Annotated in this window: 14 protein-coding genes; 6 read left to right on the top strand and 8 right to left on the bottom strand. The window is 57.3% G+C overall.

The window, feature by feature from the left end:
* Window positions 1-1525 precede the first annotated feature (1525 nt).
* Genes NHU87_RS09780 through NHU87_RS09770 form a run of 3 tightly spaced genes read left to right on the top strand, consistent with a single transcriptional unit; the run spans window position 1526 to window position 5518 of the window.
* Window positions 1526-3733, top strand: a complete 2208-nt coding sequence (locus NHU87_RS09780; protein WP_253547861.1) for a xanthine dehydrogenase family protein molybdopterin-binding subunit — start codon at window positions 1526-1528, stop codon at window positions 3731-3733.
* Window positions 3734-3743: 10 nt separating this feature from the next.
* Window positions 3744-4217 (top strand): (2Fe-2S)-binding protein, encoded by a 474-nt coding sequence (locus NHU87_RS09775; protein WP_253547858.1) that lies wholly within the window; start codon window positions 3744-3746, stop codon window positions 4215-4217.
* Window positions 4214-5518, top strand: coding sequence for a cytochrome c (locus NHU87_RS09770; protein WP_253547856.1), 1305 nt, complete (start codon window positions 4214-4216; stop codon window positions 5516-5518). The genes NHU87_RS09775 and NHU87_RS09770 overlap by 4 nt, the downstream gene beginning before the upstream one ends.
* Window positions 5519-6059: 541 nt before the next feature.
* On the opposite strand, the gene mobH is transcribed toward NHU87_RS09770, so the two are convergent.
* Window positions 6060-7784: a MobH family relaxase gene (gene mobH, locus NHU87_RS09765; protein WP_253547853.1), complete on the bottom strand. Its 1725-nt coding sequence runs from the start codon at window positions 7782-7784 to the stop codon at window positions 6060-6062.
* 221 nt (window positions 7785-8005) lie between these two features.
* Between mobH and NHU87_RS09760 the strand changes: the two genes are divergently transcribed.
* Window positions 8006-8203, top strand: coding sequence for a DUF7740 domain-containing protein (locus NHU87_RS09760; RefSeq protein WP_253547850.1), 198 nt, complete (start codon window positions 8006-8008; stop codon window positions 8201-8203).
* 130 nt (window positions 8204-8333) lie between these two features.
* Here the strand turns inward: NHU87_RS09760 and NHU87_RS09755 are convergent, their stop codons facing one another.
* Entirely contained in the window at window positions 8334-9293 is a 960-nt protein-coding gene (locus tag NHU87_RS09755; protein ID WP_253547847.1) for an ArdC family protein, read from the bottom strand.
* A gap of 135 nt (window positions 9294-9428) precedes the next feature.
* Entirely contained in the window at window positions 9429-9758 is a 330-nt protein-coding gene (locus tag NHU87_RS09750; RefSeq protein ID WP_253547844.1) for a hypothetical protein, read from the bottom strand.
* 456 nt (window positions 9759-10214) lie between these two features.
* Between NHU87_RS09750 and NHU87_RS09745 the strand changes: the two genes are divergently transcribed.
* The gene (locus NHU87_RS09745; RefSeq protein WP_253547841.1) at window positions 10215-10598 is read left to right on the top strand and encodes a DUF3742 family protein; all 384 of its coding nucleotides are present in this window, start codon (window positions 10215-10217) and stop codon (window positions 10596-10598) included.
* A 10-nt stretch (window positions 10599-10608) separates the two neighbouring features.
* Here NHU87_RS09745 and NHU87_RS09740 read toward each other — a convergent pair whose 3' ends face one another.
* The 5 genes from NHU87_RS09740 to NHU87_RS09720 form a co-directional block, all read right to left on the bottom strand.
* The gene (locus NHU87_RS09740; RefSeq protein ID WP_253547838.1) at window positions 10609-12150 is read right to left on the bottom strand and encodes a conjugal transfer protein TraG N-terminal domain-containing protein; all 1542 of its coding nucleotides are present in this window, start codon (window positions 12148-12150) and stop codon (window positions 10609-10611) included.
* A gap of 11 nt (window positions 12151-12161) precedes the next feature.
* The gene (locus NHU87_RS09735; RefSeq protein ID WP_253547835.1) at window positions 12162-12470 is read right to left on the bottom strand and encodes a hypothetical protein; all 309 of its coding nucleotides are present in this window, start codon (window positions 12468-12470) and stop codon (window positions 12162-12164) included.
* A gap of 4 nt (window positions 12471-12474) precedes the next feature.
* Window positions 12475-13857, bottom strand: a complete 1383-nt coding sequence (locus NHU87_RS09730) for an integrating conjugative element protein (protein WP_253547833.1) — start codon at window positions 13855-13857, stop codon at window positions 12475-12477.
* A complete protein-coding gene (locus tag NHU87_RS09725; RefSeq protein ID WP_253547830.1) occupies window positions 13854-14810 on the bottom strand; it encodes a TIGR03756 family integrating conjugative element protein in 957 nt (318 codons plus the stop codon). Before NHU87_RS09725 ends, NHU87_RS09730 begins: the two co-directional genes overlap by 4 nt.
* 117 nt (window positions 14811-14927) lie before the next feature.
* Window positions 14928-15182: a helix-turn-helix domain-containing protein gene (locus NHU87_RS09720; protein WP_010567732.1), complete on the bottom strand. Its 255-nt coding sequence runs from the start codon at window positions 15180-15182 to the stop codon at window positions 14928-14930.
* Between the two features lie 167 nt (window positions 15183-15349).
* Between NHU87_RS09720 and NHU87_RS09715 the strand changes: the two genes are divergently transcribed.
* Window positions 15350-15607, top strand: coding sequence for a LasR-specific antiactivator QslA (locus tag NHU87_RS09715; RefSeq protein ID WP_034128270.1), 258 nt, complete (start codon window positions 15350-15352; stop codon window positions 15605-15607).
* The last annotated feature ends 37 nt before the right edge of the window (window positions 15608-15644 follow it).

The following is a 15644-nucleotide window of genomic DNA, read 5'->3' as shown; positions in this document are numbered from 1 at the left end:
AACTTCAAAGTGAAGGGGTAGTTTCCCAACCCGCAAGGCGTGATGGCCGGACGCATACGCCGCAAGTCGTCAGCAACGGGAAGAGTGTCATTGCGAGATCGTTGAGGAGTTGGGAAAAGCCAAGCTGCGTATTAGGGCACACACCAGACGCTGCAACTCGTCCTGCAGCATTTATTGCTATTGCGATGGGTTGCCCCATCCACAGGAACCCGTCTCTGGATCGCCGCCGGCGTCACGGACATGCGCTGTGGCTTCGATGGATTGGCGGCCTTGCGCTCGCTCATCTCAAGCGCTTCCGAATTTTGCAGGCTGACGGCTATGCCCACGGTTCCCTTGGGCGTGGGCAGGCCCCCAAGCATACTCCACGATATCTGCACGTTCTGTTCTTCCTATTGCATCGGAGCCAGTTGAAACTGATCGAGCTCTATTGGATCGAGCCAGAGCCACATATTGTGCACCCAGACCTGTTAGTCACCGACACCATTTGTCCTAGAAAGAGGGTTCTGGATGTTCGAGACGATATAATTGGATAGATCTGCTTCTCCTTGGTATCGCCGCTAGCGCCCGGAGCAAAAACCAGCAACAAGGCTTACGGGTGACGAACTCCAACCAGAACCTCATGATGTTTCTCGGCCTGATCTCCACTGACGTATGATCAGAGAAAGACTGATCCCTGCCCAATCTGATCAGAATTTTGCCTAATCCTAGTTAGTTCTGCATGACTGCCTCTACACAACCAGAAATTGGCGTTAGGATCTGCACGAAAGGGTAATGTCGTAAACGCCACATGGCGCAAGTTAGGGAAATGGTTGCTCCAAATTTTATCCGGATTTGTCATGTCGGGTGTCGATGCGTTGATTCTCTTTACAATAAGCTCAATGTGCACTTGATGTTGCGTTTTCGAGAATAAAAAGGTCCATCTAGCCGCTCATCATGTATTACGAAAGCATCGCAGCATAAACTTCGATGACCTCGACTTCTATGCCTAGACGGGATAGCAGTGGGAGAATCTTCACACATGGGGACGGACATCATCACTCACTACCTGATGGTCCACGACCAAAGACATCCCCGATCACATCACGGAACTGAAGTCCGTGTGGCCTTTGCTTTCGGCAACCGTTTCACGGAGCACTCCGTTCGGTTTGGCACTTCGGATGCTCAATGGACGACTCCGATGGGAAAGCCTATGGTCCTTGCGAGCGGCACTGTTATTGAGCAACGGGTAAGACATATCCCCCACCCATGACTACTTTCGACCACTGGAATTAAGGACGAAATCAGTATCTTTTTTTACAATATGACTGCCCAGGCAGAAAATGGGGGAATGATAAGCAGCTTAAAACTTAAAGATGGAAACGAAGCTAGGGGCGACTTAATCAATTGGAATATCGTCTCTAGTATCGAGACTCGGTCTATATCGCTGTCGTGCTTGTTATTCGATCAATGATAGGGCGTCCGAACTATATTGGATTTGGTGTTGACTGGTGTATGAGTCCGTTGCGATCGACTGGAGCTACGAACAATGAAAATATCTGAGGTCTCACTTTCGCGACGCCGGTTTGTCATGAGCGCTGGAGTGTTGGTCATCGGTGCCTATCTACCCGGCAAAGGTGCCGGGGCCAACGCTGTTGGTCACACGACGGCTGCGGCCGACAATGCCTTTGCGCCCAACGCTTTCGTGCAGATTGGCGAAGACGGCATTGTCACAGTACTGAGCAAACATACCGAGGTGGGCCAGGGGGCCTATACCGGCATGGCCACTCTGGTGGCCGAAGAGCTGGACGCCGATTGGGCGCAGATGCGGGTGCTGGCTGCGCCGGTGGATATCGCGGTGTACAAGAACTTGGCGTTTGGCTTTCAAGGCACTGGCGGTTCCAGCTCGGTGGCCAATGCTTATCAGCAGATGCGTCGCATGGGCGCCATGGCCCGGGTCATGCTGGTTCAGGCCGCCGCCAGTCTTTGGCGAGTGCCGGCACAGGAAATCACTGTCAGCCAGGGCAGAATCCGCCATGCTGCCAGTGGGCGCGAGGGTGGCTTTGGCCAGTTCGCCGCTCTGGCGACTCGTGTGCCGGCTCCGGATCTGACTACTGTGGTGCTCAAAGATCCGGCCAACTTCACCTTGATCGGTCGGCAGAACGGGCTTCATCGTGTCGACTCGCTGGCCAAGACCAACGGCACGGCGCAGTTTTCTGAGGACATTCACGAACCGGACATGTTGACTGTCACCATCAGTAAATCGCCGCGTTTTGGCGGTAAGGTGCGCGCGTTCGATGCCAGTGAAGCCTTAGCAATCCCAGGCGTCGTCGCGGTCAAGCAGATCGACACCGGTGTCGCCGTGTACGGCAAGAATACGTGGGCAGCGCTTCAGGGACGCAACAAGCTTAAAGTCGACTGGGACGATGCCCAGTCGGAGATGCGCAGCTCCGAACAGATATTCGCCGAGTTCCGTCAGGTGTCGCAGAAGAGTGGGGTGATCGCCGCCAACCGGGGGACCCCCGATGAAGCGTTCAAGAACGCCGACAAGGTGATAGAGGCGGAATATATTTTTCCTTATGTAGCCCATGCACCGATGGAGCCCCTGGTGGGTTACCTGTTCTGGGATGGCAGCGAGGTCAAGGCACGCTACGGCTGTCAGATCCAGAGCCTCGACCACAAGCAGCTGTGCGACCTGTTCCAGCTACCGCCGGAAAAGGTGCAGATCGAGACGATCCTGGCGGGCGGTAGCTTCGGCCGACGCATCGATCTAGGCAACCCAATTCTCGGCCCGGACCTGGCGGCGGACATGGCGGCTGCGGCCAAGGCCATCGGCCCCGGTCACGGGACCAAGGTGGTCTGGACCCGCGAGGACGATATTCGCAATGGTTGGTATCGACCGATGATCCTCCACCGCCTGCGGGCGGCGATTCGTGACGGTAAGGTGACTGCCTGGACCGACACAGTTGTCGGTCACTCCTGGGCGGTCGACAGTGCCATGGCCGCCCTGGTGGTGGCCAACGGCCTTGATCAGATGATGGTCGAAGGGGCCAGCGAGATCCCGTACAGCTTCGAACACTTCCGTTGTGACGCGCATATCGTTCCCGGAAAGGTGCCGACCAGCTCGCTGCGCTCTGTGGCCAGCACCCACACCGGGCATGCTGTCGAGAGTTTCATTGATCAACTGCTGAACGAAACTGGGCAGGACCCGGTAGAGGGGCGCCTGGCGCTGATGGGCAATGCGCCACGTGAGGCCGGCGTGCTACGCGCCGTGGCCAAGGCTGCCAACTGGCAGGGCGCAGGTGTGGTAGAGGGCAGGGCGCGTGGTGTGGGTGTGGCGAAAGCTTTTGGTACCTATGTGGCGCAAATTGCCGAAGTGTCCTTGGGCGAAGGTGGCATTCCGCGCGTACACAAAGTCTGGTGTGCGGTGGATTGTGGCCTGGTGGTTAATCCCGACGTGGTTCGTGCCCAGATTGAGGGCGGTATCGGTTACGGACTGGGTATCGCCCTGTACAGCAGCATCACCCTCCAAGACGGGCTAGTAGAGCAATCCAATTTCCACAACTACCGCCCGCTGCGCATCGATGAGATGCCGCAGATCGAAGTGGTAATCGTGCCGTCCAGCGAGAACCCCACCGGTGTGGGCGAACTGGGAGTCCCGGTCATCGCTCCTGCCGTAGGCAATGCCCTTGTGCAACTTGGGCGACCACGCACTTCGCTGAACCTGCCCCTGTACCGGCCAAACCCAAATCTATAAGGAACGACGGATGATAGACTTGACTGTGAATGACCAGCCGTTGTCTTTCGACGGCGATCCCAGCATGCCTTTGTTGTGGTATCTGCGCGACGAGGCCGGACTGACGGGTACCAAGTTCGGCTGTGGCATGGCCATGTGCGGCGCCTGTACCGTTCATATGGACGGCGTGCCCGTCCGCGCTTGCGTCATGCCCGTGGCTGCCGCACAAGGCAAAAAGGTGACCACCATCGAGGGCATTGGCGCCACCCCGGCCGGCCAGGCAGTGCAGCAGGCCTGGTTAAACTTGGATGTGGTGCAATGCGGATATTGCCAGTCCGGGCAGATCATGAGTGCCACTGCGCTACTGATGCAGCATGTCGCACCGAGCGATGCAGATATTGATGCGGCGATGGCCGGCAATGTCTGCCGTTGCGCGACCTATGTGCGCATCCGTGCGGCCATCCATGAGGCATCCACGACGTTGGGCAAGGAGGAGGCATCATGAGTAGCACCTGGAAACGACTGCTGTGGTTGCTCTTCGTGTCGGGAGCGCTCGTCGCGGTCTATGTACTCTATGTGCTGCTACGCCCGGTGGGGGCCGAACCCTCGGCTCCGATCGCCGGTGCTCCGGTCGAGATCACTGCCAAGCTGGCGCGGGGTGAGTACCTGGCACGTGCGGCCGATTGCGTGGCCTGCCATACGGTTCCGGGCGGCAAGCCCTATGCGGGAGGTCTGACCTTCAAGTTGCCGTTTGGCACGATTTACGGCACCAATATCACTGCCGACCGGGAAACGGGAATCGGCAACTGGAGCGACGATCAGTTCGTGCGTGCGGTCCGTGAGGGTGTAGGGCCCGAGGGTAACCTTTACCCGGCGATGCCTTATACCTCCTATACCGCCATGAGCCGTGAGGATGCGCTGGCGATCAAGGCGTACCTTTTCAGTCTACCGCCGGTCAAACAGCCGAACCCGAGCAACGACTTGTCGTTTCCGTTCAATCAGCGTTGGGGCATGGCATTGTGGAACCTGGCCTTCTTCGAAAACAGGCGCTTTACCAGCAACCCAGACAAAGGTGAACAGTGGAACCGCGGCGCCTACCTGACAACGGCACTGGGTCATTGTGGCGAATGCCATTCACCGCGCAACCTGGCTTTTGCCATGAAGCAGAGCCAGTATCTGGCAGGCGAGGTGGTCCAGGGCTGGTTCGCTGCCAATATTACCCCGCACAAGGAGACCGGCATCGGCAACTGGAGCGAGCAGCAATTGGCGGCCTATCTGGCAACGGGGCATGCCCCGGGACGCAGCAGTGCCTCCGGCCCGATGGCCGAAGCCGTGGAGCATAGCTTGCAGTACCTGACTCCGGGGGACATTCAGGCCATGCTGACTTACTTGCGTGACATCCCAGCGATTGCCGGGGACAGCGCGACCGCTGTCAACCTCAAGCCCCAATCTGCCTTGGCGGCCACTGTTGTTGCGCCGACTCCGCGGCAAGACTCTCTTGGTCAGCGCCTGTTTGCGCAGAACTGCGCTGGCTGTCATCTGTGGAACGGGCAGGGGCGACAGACAAAGTACGCGTCATTGCGGGGCAGCACTGCGAGCAACGACCCGCAAGGGCGCAGCGTGGTCCAGGCCATTCTGATGGGGACTCGTATCAGCATTGACGAACACCATGAGTCCATGCCCGGATTCGCCGAGAGTCATTCGGACGAAGAAGTTGCCGAATTGGCCAACTACGTGATTGCCCAGTTCGGTGGCAAGCAAGGAACGGTCACGGCCAGTCAGGTTGCCGAACAACGGAAGCAATAGTCGACTCGACACTGCGCATCTGTTGTTAGTAGAAAGCCGAAGCTGCTGTAGACCCGGTTCGGTTTTTTGTTGACGTCAAATCCAGCAACGTGGCATCGAATGGGTGCACCTTAGTTTTTTGTCTGCTGACGCCCCGTATAAACAAATGGCAACTGCTGGAGCTTCAACGTACCTATGAATCGGATGCGGACGGCTTTGTCAAAGCGGCTCATCACCGCATGTCCAACAGGGTAATGGACTGATGGGCATGATGCCGTCATTTCTCGTTCGACGAATCAATGGGTAAAGACGTGAGCGATGAGAAACAATGCTGGCCTTCACTGGGCAAGGCGAGGACAAACCTATGATCTCGCACGGAAGGGTTAGCGAATCGTACAAAAATGGTACTAGCGCGAAGGATGTCGTTTGAAGGCCTTGAAAGTTAAAGGGTTTAGGAAGAGTGTGGCCAATCTATCATTGATGACGATGCGTCCCCAGGGATGGGTAACAGAGACTTGAAGCAACTGCGTTTCGATCCGCACCAATGGGGCGCCATGGAAATTTAACCTTTTTCGATTTTAAGAAAAGGATTATCGGCTGGTATCAATTCAAAAAGTAACTTTGGTTCCTCTATCAGATATCCCTTCAAGGTGGTTTTTTTCCTAGGGCCTTGCACTTGGCATGCCCAGATATTCAGACCGTTGTCTCGCTTCCTGTGGATGTTCAGCTTTTCAAATTGCTTCTGCACCCAGCGCCATTCTTCAATCTCTTGATCCGCACCCTGTGAGATACTAGGAAACTCCTGCGCGTAGCGTTGGAAGAGACCAGGCGTGACCAGAAATACGCTGCCACTGACCGTATGGATTTTGGCCTTGCTGTCATTGATGATCAGCTTGTGGCTCAGGATGCCTTCCTTGACCCAATTCAGAAATGCCTGGCCAGGGTTATACGACGAGGGATTTGAGATTTCGAGAGTGCTTGCTGACGATGCGTCGCTGACCTCCGGCTCCTCCAACTCGAACATATCCAGTAACGTTCCGAGGTGATCGGCATCCTCCATCGCCAGTGGATCTTCCAGCGATTGGTTTTGATGTGATCCTGTTCCGCCTGCCTTGGGCGCTGGTGGTGATACCGGAGCGTCAGTCGGGTGGTCATCGACTGCCACATTCACCGTTCCGCTGTAAGTTTTGGGGCGGTCTTCGTTTCCCCAAATCAACGCCGGTTGAAGGCGCAGAAAGGTAAAGCTCTGCTGCCAGTTTCCCTGTGCCACGAGCGCAGTCCAGATGGCTTTGCCTTCTGGAGTCGACTCGACCAGCCCATGCGACTGCAGTTCGTCGAACACCGCGATGTTGGACGTGGGGATGCCCTCAACCGACTGCGACAGCAGGTAGGCTCGCAGCTTGTCGGTGACCGTCTTACTGACCAGCCACAATGCGTCTTGAGTCAGCCAACCCGCGGCACCAGGCTGGTTGAGTTTCAGTTCGTGTTGAACCAGATGACGCAATCCACTGATCAAGTGATGTTGCAGCGAATGAATCGGCGCTTGCAGGGCCTTGCTTGGGTTGCCGCCGATGTTCTGTGCGGTGGAGACGCGGTCGGCTTGAATCACCAACTCACCGAGCACGCCGGCACGTTCGTACTGACCGGCCAGGACATACAGCAAGCTGGCCCACAGCGACGGAAAGTCACTGAGCCAGTCCAGGATAGGTCGGTCGAGAATCTGGGTGTAGAGCAAACCTGCGGCGGCGCCGTGCAGGTGGTAGTCGCGACCTTTAACGTAGCGAAAACGGTAGGGCTGATCCAGGGGGGCCTGCCAAGGATGCCAAACACGGCCATCCTGGCGTTCGACCTGCAGGTCCACGGCGATCTTGCCAATGTCATGCAGCAGGGCGCCATAAGCAATACCCGCCGACCAGGCATCGGTCTGGGCGGCTTGATCTTCGGGCGCGGCGCCAGTGGGCAGTAGATACGATTGGCGCAGTTTCAAACTGCAAGCGACCAGCTCCAGCCCATGGTCGAGCATGCCGCCAAGATACGCATGGTGGTGCGTCTCGCTGGCCGGGAGTTGCTGGACCTGTTCGGCGTAGCGATGGATCGGATGTAAATAGAGTTGGATGAATTGCGCGTGGGAGAGGGCGGTGTACTGCCAAATGCGATCGAGCAACTGACGGCGGTGCTCCGCGGCTAACAAACTGTGGGCCGACTCAACGGGCAGGAAGCCTTCGGCGACACTCATGGTCGGTGGCGGAGAGGGCTTCTGCCTTTTGTGACGAAACAGACGGAGCATCGTGACCTCCGGGGAGTGGCTGGGTCGGTGGCCTTTAGCCTTTTCGGATAGAGCTTTTCCCCTTGAGTCCCCATTCCCTTCCAACCCTTGCCCGTCCTTTTGGCTCGTGTCCCTTTGTGCGGCAACCGGAATATCGATTTCGAGAGATATCGTTTTGTTGGGGGCTAGTACGGAAAAGAAAAGAGTCGGTACACTACGGTGCATATTTTTTGGGTCTTGCCATGAACCTCACTGACGCCACGCTCGTGCTGCTGCTCGCAGCACGTATCCATGGGACCGATGAAGCCGTCAGGGCCTCAGCGAAGAGTGTGGTGAAGAAGTTACCGCGCAGTAAACGCGATCTGATCTACAAGGTGATCGACAGCCGGAGTCCGCTCGATCTGGTGGATTTTCTGGCACAGAACCTGGATGCGGATTGACACACCGCGGGTGTGTTCTCATCTCTTGTTTCTTGCGTCAGAGTCCCACTGCGTGGTTTTTTCAGAGCACAGAAAAAAGGGCTCAACTCGCGTTGGGCCCTGTGAAGCGATTGCAGTGGCGAGGTAACGATTAAGCGCCATCGTTCATGCATCGTGCGTCATCCACGACGGCTTGCTTCAGTTGCTGCTCCAGGTTGAGCACATACTCCGAGGCGCTTCGGGCGTGACCGCTGGCGCGAAAGATCGCACGTTTGTCCGACTTGAGCAGTCCGAGCCAGGAGTCGATGTAGCCTTCGTGCCGCAGCTCTCCCTGTATACCGGCGTAGGCGCATAAAAACGCCGCGCCCATTTCGGCGATCAACTCCTCAAACGCGTAACCTGGCGAGCCGAACGGACAGGATGACGTCACGCCTTCGCGCTGCAACCGAGCGTGATGCCCGGTCCAGTGCGTCAGCTCGTGCAGTGCGGTGGCGTAGTACCCACCTTCATCGTGAAATTGCGCTTTTGTCGGCAGTTGGATGAGATCCCTGATTGGGTGGTAAAAGGCTACGTCGGCCGATCGATGAATGATGTGTGCCCCCGAACTTAACAGCAGATTTTCCGCAGCGCTGTTGGCCTGGAAGGGATCACTCGGTTCCGTCTCGAGGAGGGTTTCATTGAACGTTTCGAGCCCCTCCGTTTGCTCGATGTTGAACAGAAAATGTGTCCTGAGAAGGCTAAAGTGAGTGACCTTGGGCTGACCGTTTTCATCAAGTACGGGTTGGCCTGACTCGGTCTGTTCCTCGCGCTCCATTGGCTTGTAGAGCACCGCCAGCGTGCTGTGCTCACCCTTACGGATGTGCCCACCGGCCTTTTTGGCTTGGTTGAAGGTCAGCCAACGATCTTGAGTGAATCCCTGCAACCTCGCCTCGGCCCAGAGCAACGGTAAATTGATCCCCGAATAGGGACGCTGTGTAATGGCGTTGATGGGGTAGGGTTGATGGCCGATGTAAGCTGAGCCACTTGAGGACCAGGGTTTGATCCAGGGGGCAACGCCTTGGTCTAACGCGGTAACGATCTTGTCTGTCACGTCTTGGTAGATATCGCGCATGGCATTTTCCTCGAGAGAAAACGGAGGAACACCGTGCCCGTCGGGGAGGGTTCCCCGGTGGGTGATGGTTGGATTGATGCAGGGCTGGCACGCCGTCTGAGTGTGGATCGGGGTGCCGAGTACGACCGTATGCGTTTAGCGTTGATGTTCTCCTGCAAGCGCTATCAGTAAGGCGCTAGGCTGGCCTGGCTCTAGGAGCAGGCTTAGGCTCAGTTGCAGCAACGGGTTTTGGCGTGGATGACCCGTTGACGCGATGTGGGCTACCTCGAACACCACATAGGGCTCGTGTGGATAGGCCAGGTGAGCCTCGAAGGCTGCGCGCAATATGTTGGTCAGCCGATCGACCTGCAGCTTCTCAGGGCGACCTGAGCGCTCGAGCAGTACTGCGCGTTGCCAGGCGCCAGGTGTGAACACAATGGGCAACTGTAGGGTGTCCAGTGCTTCCGGCGTAAGTGAGTTGGACATGGTGTGCCTCCGTTGAAAACGCGAAGAAACCTGTCCCGTGCGGGAGATAATTTCCCCGCCGTGGGTTGAAGAAAAACAAGAAGGTTTGCCTGGCGAGCGGAGCTCGGAAGACGCTCAAAAGAGCAGTAGGCGTTCATCACCGTAAAAACGGTGACCGTGCGAGCTACCGAACGCTAATCGCACTTGGGGAAGAACCATCACCGAAGTGACGTAGCCTTGAAGGTTCTGGCTGCCTGGGAAGGAGCTGTCGATAACAGCGATCCGTACCTTTTATTTAGTCGGACGATTTATATGGGTCAATCACTGTAGAGAAGTTGTTTTCCGGGGGTTGTCTTCTGTCTTCCAGTGAAGATTTTTTGGCGGGGCAAGCTGATAAACGGTCAAGCACGGACAGTTTTCAGTAGTAGGCTGTTACTCCTGTCTCAATCATGAAAACGCTCAGAAGAGGGCGAGAACATGCCGACTCAGAACCCTGTTCAGAACTCACGTGCCCACCGCTGGGCGTACGCCTGTGGCATGTCGGTAAAGCGTGGTTATCGCAAATTGAAAGTGTTTGAGTCCCGCCTGGCTGAGCGTGCGGTGACGGCAGGTATGCCTGCGGGTAAATTACTCGTTCGCGGGAGCTTTCTGATTGCCAAGCTGGCATTGATCGGAGGATTGCTTTTTGTAGGTTTTTGGACGCTCCTGTCGTTGATGACTCTAATGGTTTTGTATTGGGTAATCGCCTATCGCCGACTCAACGACTCAAAGGACTTTTACGGTGCTCAGGCATTCGGTGATCCTTATGGCAAGTACGAACTCAATCGTGCACCGGGACAACCTGATTTGGACGAGCATTAGTGGGTTGTCGTTAGCTTTTTCTGATTGAAGTACCTGCAGAGATCAGAGCATCAGTACCTTTCGAACCCGCATTTTGTGCACTGAGTGTCCCTTTCCCTAGCATGCCTTCTGCTATGGAACCTACGCTATATCCGGCCCAACTCATGGTGGCTAGAAAAACCATCGGCAGCACGATGAACATCGCCCCCATCACATACTCGATCACTTGTGCTGTGACCGTCCCATCCATAAAACCGGATGTGGGCAGCGATAACAGCACTTGATTGGACGCCGAAACCTGATTGTACAAGGTGTCGAGCATGCTGGAGTCGACCCAGCGGGCTAGTTCCCACCAGAAGCTCAGCATGTGCAAGGTGAACAGCGCAAACGTCACCGTCATGACTGTCTTCAACTGGTAGGTACTGACCAACAGAACCAGCGGCAGGCTGATGATGACGCCCATGATCAGGAAGGACTGCACCATTGGCAGAGCGGCGCGTAGCGCGTTCATCGCCGGGAAGTTGCTGAAGGATCCAAGGGCTAGCCCGGTATTGGTGGCCAGGTTATTAAGTCCCTGATTGATCGACCCGCCGCGAGCACTGGAGCCATAGTCCTGGTAGACCTGTCCGGGCGACATGGACATCGATTGCTGGCGCGGGCTGACCAGTTCGCGCAGGGTGGCATCCTCGATCTCGTTGCTCGAACGGCCAGTCAACCAACCTTTCAGCTGAGTCAGCAGCGAAGGATCGACTTGCTGGATCAGGCGCTCGCGCAACCCAACACCGCTATCGCTCCACCACTGCTTGCAGGTGGGATAACCCGCGCCATTCTCCAGCCGCGGCAAGGAAACATCGCGACTGGCGTCATAGGGCCAACTGACTCGCGGTATACGTGAGCGATCGATGTCGTAGTAGCCGGGCGTGTCGAGAAAATAGCTTGAGCCGATCCAGGACGCGTCGTGACTTTGTGCCTTGTCCAACTGCGGACGGTTGGTGAACAGCCGAGAGCGGGAGTAACCATAGCAGTCGCGGGTGAAGTCGGCGACTTCTTGCAGCAGTACCTGGCTGTCGATGTGCGAACTGTCGATCTCCATGCGCATCTGCCGGATATCCGGTGCACAGGGGATGGCAGCGGTGGCCGCAGCGGTTACCCCTTTACTCAAGGCATGCACCAGAAACCACCAGATCGGTACGTTGGCGGAACGTTCGCCGATGGTATTGAAAGTGACACTCCAGGCGGTTTCTGCCGGCTTGGCCACACTGACACCGCAGCGCTGGCTCGCCGCATCGTCGAATGCCATTGAGGCAAGGCTCAATGGAAAGACCGGCGCGCAACCGAACAACACGACGATGTAGGCCAGCCACAACCGGTTCTCGATTCGAGGCACCGAGAGCAGTCTGTTACCTTCATCCGCGCCTTGCTGACGGGCCGACAACCATTCCTGCAAGATGATTGCACCAAAGGGCGCGGCGAATAGCCCGGTGTCGGACAGGACACTCCAGAGGCCGTTGTTGATGATCCAGGCCAGCAGAGAGAGGTAAAACTCCAGGTAGCTGTTGGTGCTCATGAGCATGGGTGGTGACCTCACAGTCGGATGAGCTCGACGCAGATAACGAGCGTGAGCCCCATTACCCCAAAGCGCTGCACGCGCAGTCGATCCTGTGGTCGATGACGGTAGTGCCAAAGCAGATCACACCAAAGCGCGAAGAGGGCGCCGTAGAGTAGGGCACGACACCACCGCAGATAGGGCCGTACGGATTCGAATGCCTGCTGCCAGGCCTCGAAACTACCCAGCGCAGTGCGGCCGATCCATGCGACCAGTGCGGCGGTCAGGATCATCACCGCGGCAATCCCCAGACTCGAAAGTAAAGTGAATAGCAGTGAGCGTTTCATGGCTTCACTTGCGCCTGGCGTCAGCGTCATTGAGTCGACTGGGTTCGGGGTCGCCTTGCTCGACGGTACGCGAAGCATCAGCACCGCCGGCATGCCGATCGAGCACCAGGCTGGCGGTATTGGTGGCGAGCATCTGCCGGACCTGCAGCTCGGTCTGCAGCAGGCGTATTTCGCGCTCCAGGGCGTCGATGTTTTTCGTCAAGGCCACCTGTGCCGGTTCGGCGGAGGCGATGTTCGGTTCATGACTGCCCGCCAGCAGCGTGCGCAGTAGCAAGAGCGCTTTGTCGAGCACGCTGGACAGGGCCGTCTCACTGGCCAGACGCCGTGCCAACAGTTCCTGATCGGGATCGTCGCGCAGGGCTTCGATCACGCCACGAGTCACCGGCAGCATCGGGCTGGAGGCTTTCGCCAGGTTGTCAGGGGAAGGCGGCAGAGAGCCAGACAGCAACCCTTGCAGGGCCTTGAGGCGTTCGCTGTAGGCCTCCTGGATCAGCGGCGTCAATCCGCTGCCAGCGGTCGCACGCAGGGTTTCGCAGCTGTCGCAGGTCGCGACTTCGCTCTCACCCAGCACGCGAACGGCCCATTCGGACTCCTCCTGGGGCGAAGCCCAGGTCTGGCAAATGGCCCCACCCAAACAGTCGCTGCTACTGATCGACGCACTGTCATCCACCGTCCGGTTATGCAGCAAGTTGTAGCCTGCGCGCACTACGTCGGCGGTCACCCGAATGGGCGTCTGCCCATTACCTCCGGCCTTTGAGCCGCCGACCCAGGACACCCCATTGTTGCCGTTATGGGATTCGGTGTTTTTCACCGCGGCCACTGCATCACCGCCGGTTTGCTCCAAGTTGCCCTGCATCTCCTGGTTCTTGGCCAGCGCGCCCCAACCGGCTTGACCGACCTTGTCCGCCATCTTCTCGGCCATGGCCTGGCAGGTCAGCTTCGAGCGATCGAAGTCGATACGCCCTTGCATCACGCCGTTACTGAGCAACTCATAGAGGCCGGGGTTGGCGCGCTGGATAATCAACGCCGGCAACGACATCACCGCTTGGGTCGCGTGTTGCACGACGCTGCCCATGATCTGCTGGAAACCTTCGGTGACGCCGTTCAACTGGTTCTGCAGGGTATTGGTGAGGCTCATGTTTCCGCACATCATGTTCGCTCGCCAGGACCCGCCGACACCGAGACCGCTGGGTCGGTAGAGCGAGCTCGGTGAGCCCACTGCCGAGCCGCCACCGATGGTGTACATCACTCGGTCGTCGAGCACTTCTCCTTGAGTGCCCAGACGGTAATTGTCCTCGGCGGCATGGACATGCGTGGCTATAGCGAGCAGTCCGTAGAGCAACAGACTCACCACGCCCAACCATGGTCGCGCGAGAAGCCGACTCATGAAGCACCTCCTTCGAAGTCGATGCTGAACAGGAAGGTTTGTCCTTCACGTTTGCAGCAGCTGTAGGGCCGCCACAGCGACCAGGCGTAGCCACCATCCGTACTCTGCACCGGATCACTGGGGAAGATGGCACACGTGGGCTGAACCTGGGGGGAGAGCAACTGCCATTTGTGGGTTGAAGCATCGTTTTCAACGATCGGACCCGGCGGCCAGTAGCCGTCGCGTGGTGCGGGTGTGAGCGGTAAGTACACATGTGGTTGCCCGTTACGGGTAATGACATCGCCGACCCGTTGCGCCATGACGGCGGCCGCCTTGAAATCGTCGGGCTGTACCAGAAAACCCTGCCGGGGATAGACGTTGCCCCACATGTTTCCCAAGGCCTGCCGACCGATTTCACGGATCCCCGGCATGAGCGACTCGGGGTAAAGACTTTCCGGGATGCCCTGGCGCCAGGCCAGCGAGTCCAGGGTGCTCAGGTAGTAGGGCATGAACGCAGTAGCGCCGCTGGCGCAGGCGTAGCCGGATTGCGAGGCCAGTTGCGTGGCGGCCCAGCCACCGGGGTGACCGATGCCATCAACGTTTTTGAAGCGAGGCAGGTTGTCGCGGTGGCTGTTCGGCGTGATCAGGTTGCCGCCACCTTCCGCACCGCCAATGGGAGAGGAGAGGGTGGCCATCTCGGACCATGGATTATTGCCCGTAGTGGCGTAGCTCGAGACCACCAGCTCAGGAATGAAATGACGCACCTTGGTCGAGGTTTTGACTTTGCAGCCGAAGGGCGTGCAGAGCAGCCAGAAACAAATGCCGACGACCCTGTAGGCGAGGCAATTTGGCGACAACACCGAGGACGTGATGCTGCCGGTATCCAGCGCCACGCTTGGCCCGCACGCCAGCAGGAGGCTCAGTGCCAAAGGTCGTAACTTCTGGGGCGCAATTGATGGGCATACGACAGGCATGATCCAGGCTCTTTGGGCTAATGGCCTGGACACGTTCGATGATTGAACGTACACCGTCAGTGATAAAGCTGAAGCTGGCGTTGTCGGTTTACAAGGATTTGCAGGGCGACGAGGTAGCTATTCGATGCTCAATGCACGACGAAGGGTGTCTGACTCAGTGAGGAGCTGATCCGTCGTGATTTCGAGAATATTGGCGAGTTTGCACAGGACCATCAGCGACGGATTGCCCGTGCATCGTTCGATTTGACTGACGTAGGTGCGATCCACCTCGGCCATGAGCGCAAGTTGCTCTTGGGTAAGGTTTTTCACGCGTCGCATCAAGCGGATGTTTTCCGCCAGATGCAGACGAAGCTGTTCGTAGTCTTGAGTCATGCGCGCAAATTGCGCCTTGAGGGACTCTCAATCCACGGGATATAGTCTACATTGGCATATCTAGGCTATTTGATGCTCATGCCTGTTATCGAGCTTTCATTTGGCTTCGTTAGGATTTTCGAGGCTGTACTCCGCGTCTAACAATAAATCAGAAATCTAGGGTGTGTATGGACGAAAACTACATTTCAATTCCTGCGGCGGATGGTTGCCCAAGTCTTCTGACACCATGGAGCAACGAGTTTGCCTCGATGATCGAACGTGGCGTGCAATGTGCTCAGGCTTGGCTTGATACGCCCGGCGAGATTCCCCTGTGGTGGGAGCTGGCGCAAACCCGCAAGACCTTTCCTGTCGGTGACTGCCAGGATGCCTTCGAAGCCGGATTCTTGTTGAGGATTCAGCAGCGGCTCCGGGGCGTACCGCAATAACCGATCACTCGCTTTAGAGCGAGAGGCCTGAATAGAT

The organism is Pseudomonas mandelii (assembly GCF_024138395.1).
GTDB classification, from domain to species: Bacteria; Pseudomonadota; Gammaproteobacteria; order Pseudomonadales; family Pseudomonadaceae; genus Aquipseudomonas; species Aquipseudomonas mandelii_E.
This window is presented reverse-complemented; position numbering and strand designations above follow the sequence as displayed.